General features: G+C 43.0%; 17 protein-coding genes. 14 read left to right on the top strand and 3 right to left on the bottom strand.

Annotated features, from left to right (window positions below):
• From fliS to minJ, 13 genes are all read left to right on the top strand, one after another.
• On the top strand, positions 1–402 hold the full coding sequence (fliS, locus tag NX903_RS17220; protein WP_014481041.1) for a flagellar export chaperone FliS: 402 nt from the start codon (positions 1–3) through the stop codon (positions 400–402).
• Positions 399–740 carry a flagella biosynthesis regulatory protein FliT gene (fliT, locus tag NX903_RS17215; protein ID WP_086344379.1) on the top strand — a complete coding sequence of 114 codons (342 nt, stop codon included), beginning with the start codon at positions 399–401 and terminating at the stop codon, positions 738–740. Before fliS ends, fliT begins: the two co-directional genes overlap by 4 nt.
• A gap of 9 nt (positions 741–749) precedes the next feature.
• Positions 750–1127, top strand: coding sequence for a hypothetical protein (locus NX903_RS17210; protein ID WP_003244377.1), 378 nt, complete (start codon positions 750–752; stop codon positions 1125–1127).
• A gap of 190 nt (positions 1128–1317) precedes the next feature.
• Positions 1318–1887, top strand: coding sequence for a ribosome hibernation promotion factor (gene hpf / locus NX903_RS17205; RefSeq protein ID WP_003228031.1), 570 nt, complete (start codon positions 1318–1320; stop codon positions 1885–1887).
• A gap of 167 nt (positions 1888–2054) precedes the next feature.
• Complete coding sequence (secA, locus tag NX903_RS17200) at positions 2055–4580, top strand: preprotein translocase subunit SecA (protein WP_024571530.1); 2526 nt, start codon at positions 2055–2057, stop codon at positions 4578–4580.
• Positions 4581–4649: 69 nt separating this feature from the next.
• Positions 4650–5751 (top strand): peptide chain release factor 2 gene (gene prfB, locus NX903_RS17195; protein ID WP_010886623.1). Its coding sequence is split into 2 segments (ribosomal slippage): positions 4650–4721 and positions 4723–5751, totalling 1101 coding nucleotides; the frame shifts between segments, so codons are not numbered across the junction.
• Positions 5752–5916: 165 nt separating this feature from the next.
• Positions 5917–6762, top strand: coding sequence for a YitT family protein (locus NX903_RS17190; protein ID WP_086344378.1), 846 nt, complete (start codon positions 5917–5919; stop codon positions 6760–6762).
• Between the two features lie 48 nt (positions 6763–6810).
• The gene (cccB, locus tag NX903_RS17185) at positions 6811–7149 is read left to right on the top strand and encodes a cytochrome c551 (RefSeq protein ID WP_003242725.1); all 339 of its coding nucleotides are present in this window, start codon (positions 6811–6813) and stop codon (positions 7147–7149) included.
• Between the two features lie 233 nt (positions 7150–7382).
• Positions 7383–8069, top strand: a complete 687-nt coding sequence (ftsE, locus tag NX903_RS17180) for a cell division ATP-binding protein FtsE (RefSeq protein WP_014481035.1) — start codon at positions 7383–7385, stop codon at positions 8067–8069.
• Complete coding sequence (ftsX, locus tag NX903_RS17175) at positions 8062–8952, top strand: permease-like cell division protein FtsX (protein ID WP_077671158.1); 891 nt, start codon at positions 8062–8064, stop codon at positions 8950–8952. Before ftsE ends, ftsX begins: the two co-directional genes overlap by 8 nt.
• A gap of 139 nt (positions 8953–9091) precedes the next feature.
• Positions 9092–10534, top strand: coding sequence for a carboxy-terminal processing protease CtpB (ctpB, locus tag NX903_RS17170; RefSeq protein WP_086344377.1), 1443 nt, complete (start codon positions 9092–9094; stop codon positions 10532–10534).
• Between the two features lie 383 nt (positions 10535–10917).
• Positions 10918–11271 carry a swarming motility protein SwrAA gene (gene swrA, locus NX903_RS17165; protein WP_015251121.1) on the top strand — a complete coding sequence of 118 codons (354 nt, stop codon included), beginning with the start codon at positions 10918–10920 and terminating at the stop codon, positions 11269–11271.
• 78 nt (positions 11272–11349) lie between these two features.
• Positions 11350–12543 (top strand): cell division topological determinant MinJ, encoded by a 1194-nt coding sequence (minJ, locus tag NX903_RS17160; RefSeq protein WP_003228042.1) that lies wholly within the window; start codon positions 11350–11352, stop codon positions 12541–12543.
• A 47-nt stretch (positions 12544–12590) separates the two neighbouring features.
• On the opposite strand, the gene NX903_RS17155 is transcribed toward minJ, so the two are convergent.
• The 3 genes from NX903_RS17155 to NX903_RS17145 form a co-directional block, all read right to left on the bottom strand.
• Positions 12591–13925 carry an MFS transporter gene (locus NX903_RS17155; RefSeq protein ID WP_029725985.1) on the bottom strand — a complete coding sequence of 445 codons (1335 nt, stop codon included), beginning with the start codon at positions 13923–13925 and terminating at the stop codon, positions 12591–12593.
• 30 nt (positions 13926–13955) lie between these two features.
• Positions 13956–14525, bottom strand: coding sequence for a TetR/AcrR family transcriptional regulator (locus tag NX903_RS17150; protein ID WP_017695297.1), 570 nt, complete (start codon positions 14523–14525; stop codon positions 13956–13958).
• A 75-nt stretch (positions 14526–14600) separates the two neighbouring features.
• The gene (locus tag NX903_RS17145) at positions 14601–17096 is read right to left on the bottom strand and encodes a PEP/pyruvate-binding domain-containing protein (RefSeq protein WP_086344376.1); all 2496 of its coding nucleotides are present in this window, start codon (positions 17094–17096) and stop codon (positions 14601–14603) included.
• A 446-nt stretch (positions 17097–17542) separates the two neighbouring features.
• Between NX903_RS17145 and NX903_RS17140 the strand changes: the two genes are divergently transcribed.
• Complete coding sequence (locus tag NX903_RS17140) at positions 17543–17773, top strand: CsbA family protein (RefSeq protein ID WP_003228053.1); 231 nt, start codon at positions 17543–17545, stop codon at positions 17771–17773.
• Positions 17774–17843: the final 70 nt, after the last annotated feature.

The raw sequence follows: 17843 nt of genomic DNA, 5'->3' as shown, positions 1-17843 counted from the left end.
ATGGCGATCCAAAATCCTTATACAGCCTATCAGCAAAATTCAGTGAATACGGCTACACCCGGTGAACTGACGCTTATGCTGTATAATGGCTGTTTGAAATTTATAAGACTTGCCTCTCAGGCCATCGAGAATGATGATATGGAACGTAAAAATGAAAATCTGATTAAAGCGCAAAATATCATTCAGGAATTAAATTTTACACTTAATCGTAACATAGAGCTTTCCGCTTCCATGGGTGCCATGTACGATTATATGTATCGAAGATTGGTACAGGCAAATATCAAAAATGATACGGGCATGCTGGCTGAGGTTGAAGGCTATGTAACAGATTTTCGCGATGCTTGGAAACAAGCCATTCAAAGTGAACGGAAGGACCGGCACGGATCAGGCGGGATCGCATGAAAAACATAGATCAACTTTACACTGAGACGAAGAGTATGCTGTCACACATACAAAATACGCCGGAAAGCGATGAGCTTTTAAAACAAATTGAAGACTTTGTGGCTAAACGGTCTGAACTGATTCAGGAGATATCTCTGCCGCTTTCAGAAGAAGAGCGAAAGCAGATGAAGCTTGTGCTGACATGGGATCAGCTTATTGTGAAGGAAATGGAACGACTGAAGCAGTCAATCGCAGCAGAACTTCAGCAGATGAAAAGAAAACGTGTGATGCATACCACGTATTTAAATCCTTATAACAACATTACGATTGACGGCACATATTATGACAAGCGTAAATAGGTGAGTGCCTTGAAGAGCATTGAAGATTATACGCTTTTATCAGCTTATTATCATCTTCTTTTTACCATTGAAGAAGGGTTGTGTTATTTGATAGAGGCTGAAGAGAATTTATCAAAAACAGAAGGGGATCGGATCTACCAAGATCTGATCCAAGCCTTTTTTTATTTGGATTCAACACATTCAACACTTCTCTTCATTATGGATTCACGGTGTGCTGAAATTTGTGTGAAAGCATTTGACCAAATTTTTGCGGAGTTTGATCAATTGGTCTCTTTCTCTTTTCCCTCTCATGAGTTCTGTGAGTATTTAAAGGAACATTTTCTGATTCATTATAGAAAATGGATGCTGTCTATTCATCAATGTATGGAACCCTTTTTAATCAATTAGGCGTGTGCGAGGTATTTGTTTCGTTCAATCAGCATATACATATACCTCCGAACCGCCAATAACAGAGCAAATACAAACAAAATTCGACAAAGTTCACTGAATTTTCACAAAAGATTTATGTTTCAGCAGGAATTGTAAAGGGTAAAAGAGAAATAGATACATATCCTTAATAAAAGGGAGGCGTTCTTTGATGAACTATAACATCAGAGGAGAAAATATTGAAGTGACACCCGCGTTAAAGGATCATGTCGAGAGGAAGATCGGCAAGCTGGAGCGCTATTTTGACCATAGTGTGGATGCCGATGTGAACGTCAACTTGAAGTTTTACAATGACAAGGAGTCTAAGGTTGAGGTTACGATTCCGATGACAGATCTGGCGCTTCGGTCCGAGGTGCATAACGAGGATATGTACAACGCAATTGATCTCGCAACAAACAAACTGGAACGTCAAATCCGTAAGCATAAAACGAAAGTAAACCGTAAATTCCGTGAGCAGGGCTCTCCAAAATATTTATTGGCAAACGGCCTTGGCTCTGATACAGATATTGCGGTTCAGGATGACATAGAAGAGGAGGAGAGCTTGGACATTGTCCGTCAGAAACGCTTTAATTTAAAGCCGATGGATAGTGAAGAAGCGATCTTGCAAATGAATATGCTTGGCCATAATTTCTTTGTTTTCACAAATGCGGAAACAAACCTTACAAATGTCGTGTACCGCAGAAATGACGGGAAATATGGCTTAATTGAACCGACTGAATAATGAAGAGAAGCCTTCCGTGATGTTCGCGGAAGGTTTTTGTTTTTCTTATTTGCAAATTCTTTGGAAATAACAAAAGGTATGATATGATAATGAGAGGTATACATGGACTAGTAAATTATTTATACATGCCTTTAAAATAGGCATGTGATGATAGAGGAGCGTTATAAATGCTTGGAATTTTAAATAAAATGTTTGATCCAACAAAACGTACGCTGAATAGATACGAAAAAATTGCTAACGATATTGATGCGATTCGCGGAGACTATGAAAATCTCTCTGACGACGCGTTGAAACATAAAACAATTGAATTTAAAGAGCGCCTTGAAAAAGGGGCGACAACGGATGATCTTCTTGTTGAAGCTTTCGCTGTTGTTCGAGAAGCTTCACGCCGCGTAACAGGCATGTTTCCGTTTAAAGTCCAGCTCATGGGGGGCGTGGCGCTTCATGACGGAAATATCGCGGAAATGAAAACAGGGGAAGGGAAAACATTAACGTCTACTCTGCCTGTTTATTTAAATGCGTTAACAGGTAAAGGCGTACACATCGTGACTGTCAACGAATACTTGGCAAGCCGTGACGCTGAGCAAATGGGGAAAATTTTCGAGTTTCTCGGTTTGACTGTCGGCTTGAATTTAAACTCAATGTCAAAAGACGAAAAACGGGAAGCTTATGCCGCTGATATTACTTACTCCACAAACAACGAGCTTGGCTTCGACTATTTGCGTGACAATATGGTTCTTTATAAAGAGCAGATGGTTCAGCGCCCGCTTCATTTTGCGGTAATTGATGAAGTTGACTCTATTTTAATTGATGAAGCGAGAACACCGCTTATCATTTCTGGACAAGCTGCAAAATCCACTAAGCTGTACGTACAGGCAAATGCTTTTGTCCGTACGTTAAAAGCGGAGAAGGATTACACGTACGATATCAAAACAAAAGCTGTACAGCTTACTGAAGAAGGAATGACGAAGGCGGAAAAAGCGTTCGGCATCGATAACCTCTTTGATGTGAAGCATGTCGCGCTCAACCACCATATCAACCAGGCCTTAAAAGCTCACGTTGCGATGCAAAAGGACGTTGACTATGTAGTGGAAGACGGACAGGTTGTTATTGTTGATTCCTTCACGGGACGTCTGATGAAAGGCCGCCGCTACAGTGAGGGGCTTCACCAAGCGATTGAAGCAAAGGAAGGGCTTGAGATTCAAAACGAAAGCATGACCTTGGCGACGATTACGTTCCAAAACTACTTCCGAATGTACGAAAAACTTGCCGGTATGACGGGTACAGCTAAGACAGAGGAAGAAGAATTCCGCAACATCTACAACATGCAGGTTGTCACGATCCCTACCAACAGGCCTGTTGTCCGTGATGACCGTCCGGATTTAATTTACCGCACGATGGAAGGAAAGTTTAAGGCAGTTGCGGAGGATGTCGCACAGCGTTACATGACGGGACAGCCTGTTCTAGTCGGTACGGTTGCCGTTGAAACATCTGAATTGATTTCTAAGCTGCTTAAAAACAAAGGAATTCCGCATCAAGTGTTAAATGCCAAAAACCATGAACGTGAAGCGCAGATCATTGAAGAGGCCGGCCAAAAAGGCGCAGTTACGATTGCGACTAACATGGCGGGGCGCGGAACGGACATTAAGCTTGGCGAAGGTGTAAAAGAGCTTGGCGGACTCGCTGTTGTCGGAACTGAACGACATGAATCACGCCGGATTGACAATCAGCTTCGAGGTCGTTCCGGACGTCAGGGAGACCCGGGGATTACTCAATTTTATCTTTCTATGGAAGATGAATTGATGCGCAGATTCGGAGCTGAGCGGACAATGGCGATGCTGGACCGCTTCGGCATGGACGACTCTACTCCAATCCAAAGCAAAATGGTATCTCGCGCGGTTGAATCGTCTCAAAAACGCGTCGAAGGCAATAACTTCGATTCGCGTAAACAGCTTCTGCAATATGATGATGTTCTCCGCCAGCAGCGTGAGGTCATTTATAAGCAGCGCTTTGAAGTCATTGACTCTGAAAACCTGCGTGAAATCGTTGAAAATATGATCAAGTCTTCTCTCGAACGCGCAATTGCAGCCTATACGCCAAGAGAAGAGCTTCCTGAGGAGTGGAAGCTTGACGGTCTAGTTGATCTTATCAACACAACTTATCTTGATGAAGGTGCGCTTGAGAAGAGCGATATCTTCGGCAAAGAACCGGATGAAATGCTTGAGCTCATTATGGATCGCATCATCACAAAATATAATGAGAAGGAAGAGCAATTCGGCAAAGAGCAAATGCGCGAATTCGAAAAAGTTATCGTTCTTCGTGCCGTTGATTCTAAATGGATGGATCATATTGATGCGATGGATCAGCTCCGCCAAGGGATTCACCTTCGTGCTTATGCGCAGACGAACCCGCTTCGTGAGTATCAAATGGAAGGTTTTGCGATGTTTGAGCATATGATTGAATCAATTGAGGACGAAGTCGCAAAATTTGTGATGAAAGCTGAGATTGAAAACAATCTGGAGCGTGAAGAGGTTGTACAAGGCCAAACAACAGCTCATCAGCCGCAAGAAGGCGACGATAACAAAAAAGCAAAGAAAGCACCGGTTCGCAAAGTGGTTGATATCGGCCGAAATGCCCCATGCCACTGCGGAAGCGGGAAAAAATATAAAAATTGCTGCGGCCGTACTGAATAGTTCGCCCCGGCAAGTTTACTGACCGCGGCGCCTGCAGGCGCCTGCGGATCTTTTAATGAGGTGAATGAAATGGAATTATCAGAAATCAGAGCAGAGCTCGAAAATATGGCTTCTCGTTTAGCGGACTTTAGGGGGTCTCTTTGACCTCGAATCAAAGGAGGCCCGCATTGCTGAGCTAGATGAACAAATGGCTGATCCGGAATTCTGGAATGATCAGCAAAAAGCTCAAACGGTTATAAATGAAGCAAACGGTTTAAAGGATTATGTCAATTCGTATAAAAAATTGAATGAATCCCACGAAGAATTGCAAATGACTCATGATCTTTTGAAAGAAGAGCCGGACACTGATCTCCAGCTTGAGCTTGAAAAAGAACTAAAATCATTAACAAAAGAGTTCAATGAGTTTGAGCTTCAGCTTCTTCTCAGCGAGCCGTATGATAAAAATAACGCGATTTTAGAACTGCACCCTGGTGCTGGCGGTACAGAGTCACAGGACTGGGGCTCTATGCTTCTTAGAATGTATACAAGATGGGGAGAGCGCCGCGGCTTTAAAGTAGAAACTCTCGATTACCTTCCAGGTGATGAGGCGGGAATCAAATCAGTGACATTGCTCATCAAAGGACACAACGCTTACGGGTATCTCAAAGCAGAAAAAGGTGTTCATCGTCTTGTGCGGATCTCACCATTTGATTCATCAGGCCGCCGCCACACATCTTTCGTTTCATGTGAAGTCATGCCTGAATTTAACGATGAAATTGATATTGATATTCGTACGGAGGATATTAAAGTTGACACGTACCGTGCAAGCGGCGCGGGCGGACAGCACGTCAATACGACGGATTCAGCCGTTCGGATTACTCACTTGCCGACGAACGTAGTTGTGACATGCCAAACGGAGCGCTCACAAATTAAAAACCGTGAAAGAGCCATGAAAATGCTGAAGGCCAAGCTGTATCAGCGCAGAATTGAAGAGCAGCAGGCAGAGCTGGATGAAATTCGCGGTGAACAAAAAGAAATCGGCTGGGGCAGCCAAATCCGTTCTTATGTATTCCATCCGTATTCCATGGTAAAAGATCATCGGACCAATACAGAAATGGGGAACGTTCAAGCTGTAATGGATGGTGACATTGATACGTTTATTGATGCCTACCTGCGTTCTAAGCTTTCATAAGCTGAAAAACACACCTGATGCATACGGGTGTGTTTTTTTATTCCTTATATCCTTGATTTCACTGCTGCTTTAGCATATTACCACTGTATTTGGGTGTTATTTACATCTAATCAGGGAAGGATTAAAATGCTATCGGAGAGCATTGGAAGAAACGGAGGATATATGATGGATGTACGGAATAAAACATTGTGGATTTTGCGGGATTATGTATACATATTGATAGGAGCAGCGATTACGGCCGTGTCCTTTAATGTATTTTTGCTTCCGAACAAGATTGCCGCCGGCGGTGTCAGCGGGATCAGTACGATTTTACAATCATATGGTTTTGAAGCAGCGTATGTACAGTGGATTATTAATATCCCTTTATTTATTGCTGGCGTCATTTTGCTCGGCGGGAAATTTGGACTAAAGACGCTTGCAGGTTCTGTGTTTTTGCCGCTAGTAGTGTTTCTGACAAGGGATATTCAGCCCGCCACTCATCATGAACTCTTGGCGTCGATTTTTGGCGGTGTCGGGATAGGTATCGGAATTGGTATTGTGTACTTAGGGAAAGGTTCGACGGGAGGTACAGCCTTGGCTGCACAGATCATTCATAAGTACTCCGGTCTGTCATTGGGGAAGTGCCTCGCCATCATTGACGGAATGATCGTTGTTACGGCTATGATCGTATTTAATATTGAGCAAGGCTTATATGCCATGCTTGGCGTCTATGTGTCCAGCAAAACCATTGATGTTGTGCAAGTCGGCTTTAATCGTTCAAAAATGGCGCTCATCATTACAAAGCAGGAGCAGGCTGTCAAGGAGGCTGTCTTACAGAAGATTGACAGAGGCGTGACAAAAATTTCTGCAGTCGGCGGATATACTGACGATGAGCGTCCGATTTTAATGTGCGTGGTTGGGCAAACTGAATTCACCAAATTGAAACAAATCGTCAAACAGATTGATGAGTCAGCTTTTGTAATTGTAGCAGACGCGAGCGAGGTGCTGGGCGAGGGTTTCAAACGCGCTTAAACGAGGTTATAATATGGAAGAGATCGTAAAGGAGTTGTGCTTCTCAACATGAAATCAAAGTTATCGATACTAATGATTGGATTTGCGCTTTCTGTTCTGTTGGCTGCCTGCGGATCAAACGATGCAAAAGAAGAGAAGACAGACACTGGCAGCAAGACGGAAGCCACTGCATCTGAAGGGGAAGAATTATATCAGCAAAGCTGCGTAGGCTGCCACGGCAAGGATTTAGAAGGTGTGTCAGGGCCTAATCTCCAAGAGGTCGGAGGCAAATACGATGAACACAAAATTGAAAGCATTATTAAAAACGGCCGCGGCAATATGCCAAAGGGGCTTGTAGATGATAACGAAGCCGCTGTTATTGCCAAATGGCTGTCAGAAAAAAAGTAAGATAAAAACATCCTTGCCGAGTGCCGGCAAGGATGTTTTTATGCCTTGACAATATGAATGAAAAGAAACTGTAATAGTATTATGTCTAAATTTGACGTATAATGAAGTGTATTGAAAAAGGGAACTTTCAGATTTTTCATCTTTTTACAAATGAATGGGTCATAAATTGTCGAATGCATTCGAAGAGTATGACCGTGTGATAGATAAAATGATATAAAAGATTAGGTGATTTCATGATAGAGATGAAGGAAGTATATAAAGCCTATCCGAACGGCGTAAAAGCGCTCAATGGGATTTCTGTTACCATTCATCCCGGCGAGTTTGTGTATGTTGTTGGTCCGAGCGGAGCAGGTAAATCTACTTTTATTAAAATGATTTACAGAGAAGAAAAACCGACAAAAGGACAAATTTTAATCAATCATAAAGATCTCGCGACAATTAAAGAAAAAGAGATACCTTTCGTGCGCCGAAAAATAGGCGTTGTCTTTCAGGATTTCAAGCTTCTTCCGAAACTTACTGTTTTTGAAAATGTAGCATTTGCCCTTGAAGTGATTGGAGAACAGCCTTCTGTCATTAAGAAACGGGTGCTTGAAGTGCTTGATCTCGTGCAGCTGAAGCATAAAGCACGACAATTTCCTGACCAGCTTTCAGGCGGGGAGCAGCAGCGTGTATCTATTGCCAGATCAATTGTGAACAACCCTGATGTTGTCATTGCTGATGAACCGACAGGAAACCTTGATCCGGATACGTCCTGGGAAGTCATGAAGACGCTGGAGGAAGTTAATAACCGCGGGACAACAGTCGTGATGGCGACACATAATAAAGAAATCGTAAACACCATGAAGAAACGTGTCATTGCAATCGAAGATGGTATCATTGTGCGTGATGAGTCAAGAGGGGAGTATGGTTCATATGATTAAAATTCTCGGGCGCCACTTGCGTGAGAGTTTTAAATCTCTCGGGAGAAACACATGGATGACATTTGCATCCATTAGTGCTGTAACCGTTACGCTGATTTTAGTTGGCGTGTTTTTAGTGATTATGCTGAATTTGAATAACATGGCCACGAATGCTGAAAAACAAGTTGAAATCAAAGTGTTGATTGATCTGACTGCAGATCAGAAGGCACAGGACAAGCTTCAGAACGATATTAAGGAACTGAAGGGCATTCAGAGTGTCACTTTTTCATCTAAAGAAAAAGAGCTTGACCAGCTGGTTGACAGTTTTGGTGACAGCGGAAAATCCCTGACAATGAAGGATCAGGAAAACCCGCTTAATGATGCGTTTGTCGTCAAAACGACAGATCCGCATGATACGCCGAACGTGGCGAAAAAGATCGAAAAAATGGATCATGTTTATAAAGTCACTTATGGAAAAGAAGAGGTCAGCCGTTTGTTTAAAGTGGTCGGCGTTTCCCGCAACATTGGAATCGCGTTAATTATCGGTCTGGTATTTACGGCGATGTTCTTAATTTCCAACACCATTAAAATTACAATTTTCGCAAGAAGAAAAGAAATTGAAATCATGAAGCTTGTCGGTGCGACAAACTGGTTTATCCGCTGGCCGTTTTTCCTTGAAGGATTGCTGCTAGGCGTATTCGGTTCTGTGATTCCGATTGCACTGGTGCTGAGCACTTACCAATACGTCATCGGATGGGTCGTTCCAAAGGTTCAAGGATCATTTGTCTCTCTTCTTCCTTATAATCCATTTGTATTCCAAGTTTCGCTAGTGCTGGTGGCAATCGGCGCAGTAATTGGAGTATGGGGAAGTCTGACTTCCATCCGCAAGTTCCTGCGAGTATAAAGTGAAAAAGCCGTCCCGCTTTCGGGACGGCTTTTCATTTGCCTTCTTTTTCTTCTATGATTACATGAAATCTCCATCCTTTACATATACTATCTCTAGGTTTTGGTAAAGACAGTCTGGCATACAGGAGGAGTAAAGGATGAATCAAAAAATAATGGCTGTGATAGCAGCAGGGAGCATGCTGTTCGGAGGCGCCGGTGTATATGCGGGAATCAACCTGCTTGAGATGGATAAGCCCCAGACTGCAGCAGTTCCCGCGACGGCACAAGCTGACTCTGAACGGGATAAAGCTATGGACAAAATCGAAAAAGCGTATGAGTTAATTTCGAATGAGTACGTAGAAAAAGTAGATAGAGAAAAGCTGCTCGAGGGAGCCATCCAGGGAATGCTGTCTACGCTAAATGATCCTTATTCTGTTTACATGGACAAGCAGACAGCTAAGCAATTTTCTGATTCTCTTGATTCCTCATTTGAAGGCATCGGGGCTGAGGTTGGCATGGAAAACGGCAAAATTATTATTGTTTCCCCATTCAAGAAATCGCCAGCGGAAAAAGCCGGGTTGAAGCCTAATGATGAAATTATCAGCATCAATGGAGAATCGATGGCCGGCAAGGATTTAAACCACGCTGTGTTAAAAATAAGAGGAAAAAAAGGGTCCAGCGTTTCAATGAAGATTCAGCGGCCTGGAACGAAGAAGCAGCTGTCATTCCGGATCAAGAGAGCTGAGATTCCGCTCGAAACGGTTTTTGCATCAGAGAAAAAAGTACAGGGGCATTCTGTCGGATATATCGCCATCTCTACTTTTTCTGAGCACACCGCAGAGGATTTTGCAAAAGCGCTGAGGGAGCTTGAGAAAAAAGAAATAGAAGGACTTGTCATTGATGTACGCGGCAACCCGGGCGGATATCTTCAAAGTGTGGAAGAAATTCTTAAGCATTTCGTTACAAAGGACCAGCCGTATATTCAGATTGCTGAACGCAATGGAGATAAAAAACGTTATTTTTCAACATTGACCCATAAAAAAGCGTACCCTGTCAATGTGATTACGGATAAAGGCAGTGCCTCTGCATCAGAAATTCTTGCCGGCGCATTAAAGGAAGCTGGCCATTATGATGTTGTAGGCGATACGTCTTTTGGAAAGGGAACGGTTCAACAGGCTGTGCCAATGGGGGACGGCAGCAACATCAAATTAACACTTTACAAGTGGCTGACGCCAAATGGAAACTGGATTCATAAGAAAGGAATTGAACCGACCATTGCGATTAAGCAGCCCGATTATTTTTCCGCCGGGCCCTTACAGCTGAAAGAGCCGCTTAAAGTGGACATGAACAATGAAGACGTCAAGCATGCGCAGGTATTGTTAAAAGGTCTCAGCTTTGATCCGGGACGTGAGGATGGCTATTTCAGCAAAGACATGAAAAAAGCGGTTATGGCTTTTCAGGATCAAAACAAGCTGAATAAAACCGGTGTGATCGACACTCGCACTGCAGAGACATTAAATCAGCAGATAGAAAAGAAAAAATCAGATGAAAAAAATGATTTGCAGCTTCAAACAGCATTGAAATCATTATTTGTCAATTAAAGGAGATGGTATTCCATCTCCTGTTTCTTTGTGCTTAAAGAGATTATGGATCATTAGTCACATAAAAAATGAGTTTTTGACAAGAAATTAAAAAAATTTTCACAAATAAACATTTATAAAGGACTGTTATTACCCGATATCAATATATGAGAGAGACTTTCTAACGAGTTAATATGCATTTAAAATGAAACTTTTGCAAGTTGCCTAGTCTTTGTTTACTTCATACAATATAAGAAGGTTCTAAAAAGAACAGTAATCAGGTTAATGGCAGCTGAACGACAGGTATTTAAAGAGTAACGTTAGCGAGAATGCTTGTTAGCACTCCAGTACTGCTGCTTATACTGGCCCGTGCTTATCTGTATAAAGAAAATGGGGGTTCACAATTGAAGAGGGCAAGTATTGTGCGTGAAAAAAAATATTATGAATTAGTGGAACAATTAAAAGACAGAACACAAGACGTAACATTTTCAGCTACAAAAGCACTAAGTCTTCTTATGCTGTTCAGCAGATATTTGGTCAATTACACCAATGTCGAATCAGTAAATGACATTAATGAGGAATGCGCCAAACATTATTTTAACTACTTAATGAAAAACCATAAGCGATTAGGAATTAATCTGACAGATATAAAAAGGTCGATGCATCTAATCAGCGGGTTATTGGATGTGGATGTAAACCACTATTTAAAGGATTTTTCACTATCGAATGTCACGCTGTGGATGACGCAAGAGAGATAAACTCTCCTGAGGATATCCAAGCCATTTAATATTTGATAGAATATGAGTAACATGTTTGGCTTGAGGCGGTGAGAGATAGTGTCTGTTCAATGGGGAATTGAACTGTTAAAAAGCGCGGGCTTGTTCTTCTTACACCCGCTTTTCTGGTTTTTTATCATCATAACCCTGGCTTTCGGCTATGTAAGAATCAAACGGGAACGAAAAACCTTTCATACAAGAATAGCAGATATTTATGATGATCTGAAATTTACATATACAAAGGGACTGATTCCAGGTCTTCTTTTGTCAGTTATTTTAGGTGGACTCGGAATATCGATTCCTCTCGGTTTACTTGCGATTATTGCCGTTATCACTGCAGCGGCAGCGTTCACTCTTCGCGCAAACTGGATGTCTGCTGCATATATCGTCAGTGTGAGTATGCTGATAGGTTTTGGACTGCAAATATATCAGGCAGAGCCCTTTCTGGAGAGATTTCCGCAAGGATTTGCAGTTGTTTGGCCGGCTGTGGCTGTGTTTCTAGGTTTGCTGATTATCACTGAAGGAGCGGTTGCTTATCGTTCTGCGCATGTGAGAACATCACCGGCACTTGTCGTAAGCAGCCGTGGTTTGCCGATCGGACAGCAGCTGGCAAACCGGGTTTGGCTTTTGCCGCTGTTCCTTCTCGTGCCCGGTAATGGTTTAGAATCGCACCTTAGCTGGTGGCCCGTGTTTACTGTTCCCGGCGGCTCATTCCATTTTCTATGGATTCCTTACTTTGTCGGATTTGGACAAAGGGTACAGGGATCGCTGCCTGAAACGAGTATAAGGATCACAGCGAAACGCGTTTGTATTCTCGGTCTTGCCGTCGCAGTTCTCGGGGCAGCGAGCTTACTGTGGACGCCGCTTGCGGGTGCAGCGGTCTGTACTGCTTTGTTAGGGCGTATTTTTCTGTCCATAAAGCAAAGAGTGAATGATAACGCGGCTCCGTTTTATTTCTCGAAAAGGGATCAGGGCTTAATGGTGCTTGGGATTATCCCCAATACGCCGGCTGAGGATCTGGAATTGAAAATTGGGGAAATCATAACGAAAGTCAATGGCATACCGGTTAAGAACGTTTCTGATTTCTATGAAGCGCTTCAGCATAACCGTGCATATGTAAAGCTTGAAATTATCGGTTTGAATGGAGAAATTCGTTTTGACCAGCGAGCTTCTTATGAAGGAGAACATCATGAATTGGGCATCCTCTTCGTAAAGGATGACCGTGAAGACGAAGCAGCCGCTTCTGGATCATAAAAGGCAGCCCGGCACCGCAGGAAGATGCGATGCCGGGCTGTTTTGTGTTACGCTGAGTTTTTTTCTATCCGTGCCGTTTCATCAGATTTGATGCCCAATGAAACAAAAACGCCGATGATGGATACAGCAAAGAGAATCATAAATAGGATGTGATATCCCGAAATCAGGCCAATTAAGGCTGATGAAATGATGCTTCCGAAATAACGGAAGGTCGAGAAAATCCCAGATGCCACTCCTGACATACCGGGGTCTACTGTGGCAAGGGATGAAACCTGCATGCTGGTCAGACCGACTCCGGAAGCGAGCCCGCCAAGGATAAGAGAGAGCATGAGGAACAAGACAGAATGCGAGCTGCTTAACAGCAAAAATAATAGATTCGCACCAGCCATCATGGCAAATGAAAGAAAAATGATTTTTTTGGCTCCCCATTTGTGATGGAGCTGCGCTCCCACCCAGTTGCTGGCTGACATGAAGATCGAAAATACAGAAAGCGCCATCCCGCTGTTAGATGTATTAAGCCCAAATTGGTTCGTCATAAATAACGGCATAATCAATAAGACGGCATACATCATCAAATTGCTTAACAAGACTGATAGATTCGCATTTGTAAAGGTTGAGCTTTTAAACAGTGCAAAGTCAATGATGGGGTGCTGGGTACGTTTTTCTCTTCTGAAAAAAAGCGGAACAAAAAGAAGTATCAATACACTGTATACCGCATATCCCCACGGAGCCTCATTTTTCGTCAGCAGGATAATTGAAACGATGCTGCCTGCAAGCAAGAGAGAGCCGATGATATCCAGCGGCGCGTCAGATTTATTTTCTTTATATTGAGGAAACATCGTTAATGCCGTAAATAAAGCAATGGCGAGGAACGGGATGTTGACCCAAAAAATCGAATGCCAGCTGAAGCTGTCAATCAGTATAGAGCCGATAAAAGGCCCGAGTGCTGCACCAAGTCCCGCGCCCAGTCCGAAAAATCCAAACACTTTCGGTAGGCGTTTTTCAGAAACAACATGCCTGATAATGGCAATGCTGTTTGGCGTAAGCAATGCCCCGCCGACAGCCTGCAATGCCCGAAAGACAATTAACAGGAGCAGACTCGGTGAAAGGGCGCAGCCTAGAGATGCGATTAGAAAAAGGCCGACTCCCCATAAGTACATTGTTTTATTGCCGTACATGTCACCGAGCTTTCCTGCAATCGGCTGTGTGACTGCCATCACGATTAAATAAACGGTAACCACCCAAGTGATGCTTGCGATGGACTCGTTATACGTATGGGAAATAGATGAGAGCGCGACCGCGATCATCGTTGAGTTAATGGGAACCAGAATGGCCCCCAATAATAGCGAGACGATCAGCGCCCATTCTTTTCTTGAGCTCATTGGGATCCTCCTTTTTATTATGCCAAGGAGTTAATCAGCAGAAATTCCTTTGACAAATAGAGCTGTGCTGTGCTCCAGCATTTTTTCCTGGGGCATTGATATGACCCGGTCTCCTAAGTGGAGACGGTGAATGAAATAACCGAAGATAATCGACATGAACACGTCGGAATTCTCCGCTTCATTTCCTGTCTGAATAACCCCTTTCTCACCCATCGTTTTGAGATAATCAACCAATAGCTGTTTCATAGATTGGGGATATTCAGTGACGTGGTTAATGACATCCTGAAACATGGCCGGTTCACGAAAGCTGATTTTAATGATATCTTTTCTATGTTCGAGCTCCTCCAAGAGACAGGTTCCGATATGAAGCAGGTCTTTGTACAAATCCCCTTCTGTTTGTTCCAAAATGCTGCCTCTGTTTGAAGAATGCTGAGAAAGCAAAGCCTCAACTAGTCCTTGTTTGTTTTTAAAGTTCCTGAAAATCGTCGCTTCACTTACATTTGCTTTTTCTGCAATTTCTTTTGTAGTTGTTGCGCGATATCCTTTTTTGACGAGCAGCTGCATGGCAGCGTCAAGGATTCTCTTGTTTGTCGGTCTCAATACGTTTCACCTCACGAATATACTGGCAGGACAAGTATACACCCGCCCCGCTTGTATAAGAAAGAGGGGGACGCATCAGGACCGGCTGACAACTGTGATTTTGCCGCTGCTTCCGTCAACAGTGATGATGTCACCGTCTCGCAGTCTTTCGGTTGCCGTGCGTGTACCGAGAACGGCTGGAATGCCGTATTCACGGGCAATAATTGCAGCATGAGACAAAATGCCGCCTGTGTCTGTAATTATCGCTTTGGCGTCTTGAAACAGGCTGGTCCATAGCGGTGTGGTCATCTTGCAAACGAGTACGTCCCCAGGCGCGAATTGAGAAAATTCATTGGCGTCCCGAATGATTTTCACCGGACCTGTCGCAATGCCGCTTGATGCCGCAATGCCAAAAATATGATTCTCTGTGTTTTTTTCATCCTCTATCACAGCGCCGACAATTTCTTCAGCTGCTTTGAGCTGTTCTTTTGTCGGGGTGCCGAGGTAGGCCGGGGCTTGGGCCAGCTCATACTCATGAAAAATCTGTCTGCGTTTTTCAGCCTTTTCTTGCAGGGATACAGGGTGAAGAAGCGCTTGTTCCACTTCGTCATCATATAAGAACCAAAGGTCCTCCCGATCTTGAATGACACCGTTTTCCGCAAGCAATTCACCTATCTTCAGCAGAAAGATTCTCGCCTTGGCATCCAGCATGGCGTCAATATAAAAGTGGTGATCATCTTTTATATTTGCAGAGTTCAGTGTCCATTGATAATAGCGATCAAATTCGGTGCGCAAACCGGGATCTTCTATGCTTTCCAAGAATTCATTGTATAATTTCTCTCGTTTTTCTTTCGTTTTCTGAAATTCATTGTCAAAATGATAGCCATTACGGACATAATTTTGAATATTGGCCAGAGCGAAATACGGATTTTCCACCCAGATTTGTTCAATTAGATCATGACTTTTAACAGATCTCCATCCGTATTCTTGCAAGAATTCATGGACGTTCTTCAGGAAGTGTCTTCCCTCATCTGTTTGTTCCAATTTCTCCTGGAGCTGTTCAGGCTTGTTGTTTTCAAAAATGGCCAGAAGGTTCGGGTTCTCCTGAACTTCCACAGAAAATAGCCATAAGCAACGGTCCGTTTCCAGTGATTTGTTCATTTTTCCTGTCAGCATCTCGTAAAAATGGGCATTTTCGGACTCTCCTTGAATGTCCTGATACATCGCTTGCAGTTTGTTTGTTAAAAGGATTTGCGGGAAAACGATATTGAAGTGCTCTTCATAAGCCGTGAGATAAAAGGCCTTTAGTTTTTGAAAAGCATCCAGTGCGCTTTCTGCGTTATGCTCAGTTTGTGCGAGCTGGTCCAGTGTTCGGTAAAAAGGGAGGTATGTGTGATTGATGATGTCATACATATGCTCCGATAAAATCGGGAAAAGCTCTTTGCCGCAGTCTTCAGAAGGAGGCTGCTGTCCGCCTTGGTTTTTGGAATAAATATGTCCGCGATAAAGTTTTACTTCATCAACAACTACACCAATCGGAAACTTTTGCATGCTCTTCTTCAAGCCATATTCCAACGCAGGCACGATGAAGGATGAAAATAACGGACTCACCGGACCTTCAATATTAGACTCCATGTTAAGCCAGAAATCATTCATATCAGTGTCGGTAATCATGAAGCTGCGTTTTTCTTCTGCCGCCTTTTTGTCCTGATCAATGGTTGTAATCGGACGAGCTTGCAGAAGGTATATTTGATGATCAGCAATTCCAAATTCTATATCGACAGGATATCCGTACAGGTCTTCGGTTTTTTTTGTGATTTCAGCCAATTCAATCACTTGTTCATCTGTAAGGCAAAAACGGCTGCGCATGTCTTCACTCGTTTCTTTTTCAGCAATTCCTTCTGCCGCAGACTCCATGTAGATTTCCTTTGCACCTATTTCTTTCTGAATCTCAAACGAAGATTTATTAACAATGAACGTGTCTGGGGTAACACTTCCTGAAACAACAGCTTCACCCAGCCCGTAGCTGGCGCTGATTAAAAGCTCTCTATCATCATGGGTAACAGGATTGCGGCTGAAGATAACACCTGACATTTCTGAATCGATCAGCCCCTGAACGACTATTCCCATTAACGGCTCTGCGATTTGATTGTTCATTTTTTTCTTATAGCTGCTGACCCTCCCAGAAAAAAATGAGGCCCAGCATTCTTTCACTTTAGCCAGAAACTCTTCCTCTGTTTTGATATTTAAGTAGGTTTCATATTGACCCGCGAATGAGGCGCCTTCTAAATCTTCCGAGGCAGACGAAGAACGCACGGCTACGGATCGATATGATTCTCTAAGCTTATAAAAGGAACTAGTCAGCTCATCTTTCAGCTCATCCGAAAATGTTCCGGAAATGATCCCGCTTTCGACGTTTTCACTAGTCTCTTGAAGCTGGTTGTCCTCCATAAAACGTGCGAGCGCATTCGTTTGAATAATAAACCCGTCCGGAACAGGAAGACCGTGTTTGGTCAATTTAATCAAATTCATTCCTTTTGCTCCAGCCAGCTGGCTGGACTCTTCTGCCTGGCGAAATAAAACAGAATACATATTTGAAACCCCTCTTTTCTTCATTCATTTTGTTTTTCTCTCTAGTCTTTTTATTGCGGAGCCTGTGTTTAAAAGAATGATAGTAAACACTATCATTCAATTGTAGGTTTTCAGGAAAATGCTGTCAAACGCAGAAAGTCCTAAATAAAATGAATAGTTAAGTTAGTTAGATTATCATGAAAAATGCGGCCGTACTGGTACTGTATGCCTATTTTCTTTTATTCTCGGAATCTGGCGGCGGACTTGATGATGTAATAAAAAAAGTGCCGCTGATTAGAACAGCGGCACCATGGAATAAGTTTTGACCGGTACCAAAATGCAAATATGGTGATTGATTTTGGCTGAAAAGGGGTATGGTGTAGTAGAGGGAGCGAATGCACGATTGTCCGATTCTTCATTTTTTACTATAATCAGATCAGATGAAGAATCCCTGAGGAGGGTTTTTGTTGATTACAAAAGCCGTTTTTGCATTGTTTTTCCCTTTTATGCTTGTTGTTCTATTTACTAGAGTCACCTTTAATCATTATGTGGCGATCGCTTTAACAGCTGCATTGCTGTTTGCCTCTTATTTAAAAGGCTATACAGAAACGTATTTTATAGTAGGATTGGATGTTGTGTCTCTTGTGGCTGGCGGACTGTATATGGCCAAAAAAGCTGCAGAGAAAAAAGAAGAATAAATCGGACATAATGAATATAAAGACCGAATACCTGCTTTTACGTTTTAAAAGCAGGTTTTTTATACACAAA

The sequence above is a fragment of the Bacillus sp. FSL R5-0576 genome (assembly GCF_038004765.1).
In the GTDB taxonomy this organism is placed as follows: domain Bacteria; phylum Bacillota; class Bacilli; order Bacillales; family Bacillaceae; genus Bacillus; species Bacillus subtilis.
This window is presented reverse-complemented; position numbering and strand designations above follow the sequence as displayed.

What these genes read in the sequence shown, in the direction of transcription:
- fliS (WP_014481041.1), top strand. Translation starts at nt 1, where the DNA reads ATGGCGATCCAAAATCCTTATACAGCCTATCAGCAAAATTCAGTGAAT.
- fliT (WP_086344379.1), top strand. Translation starts at nt 399, where the DNA reads ATGAAAAACATAGATCAACTTTACACTGAGACGAAGAGTATGCTGTCA.
- hpf (WP_003228031.1), top strand. Translation starts at nt 1,318, where the DNA reads ATGAACTATAACATCAGAGGAGAAAATATTGAAGTGACACCCGCGTTA.
- secA (WP_024571530.1), top strand. Translation starts at nt 2,055, where the DNA reads ATGCTTGGAATTTTAAATAAAATGTTTGATCCAACAAAACGTACGCTG.
- NX903_RS17190 (WP_086344378.1), top strand. Translation starts at nt 5,917, where the DNA reads ATGGATGTACGGAATAAAACATTGTGGATTTTGCGGGATTATGTATAC.
- cccB (WP_003242725.1), top strand. Translation starts at nt 6,811, where the DNA reads ATGAAATCAAAGTTATCGATACTAATGATTGGATTTGCGCTTTCTGTT.
- ftsE (WP_014481035.1), top strand. Translation starts at nt 7,383, where the DNA reads ATGATAGAGATGAAGGAAGTATATAAAGCCTATCCGAACGGCGTAAAA.
- ftsX (WP_077671158.1), top strand. Translation starts at nt 8,062, where the DNA reads ATGATTAAAATTCTCGGGCGCCACTTGCGTGAGAGTTTTAAATCTCTC.
- ctpB (WP_086344377.1), top strand. Translation starts at nt 9,092, where the DNA reads ATGAATCAAAAAATAATGGCTGTGATAGCAGCAGGGAGCATGCTGTTC.
- NX903_RS17155 (WP_029725985.1), bottom strand. Translation starts at nt 13,925, where the DNA reads ATGAGCTCAAGAAAAGAATGGGCGCTGATCGTCTCGCTATTATTGGGG.
- NX903_RS17145 (WP_086344376.1), bottom strand. Translation starts at nt 17,096, where the DNA reads ATGTATTCTGTTTTATTTCGCCAGGCAGAAGAGTCCAGCCAGCTGGCT.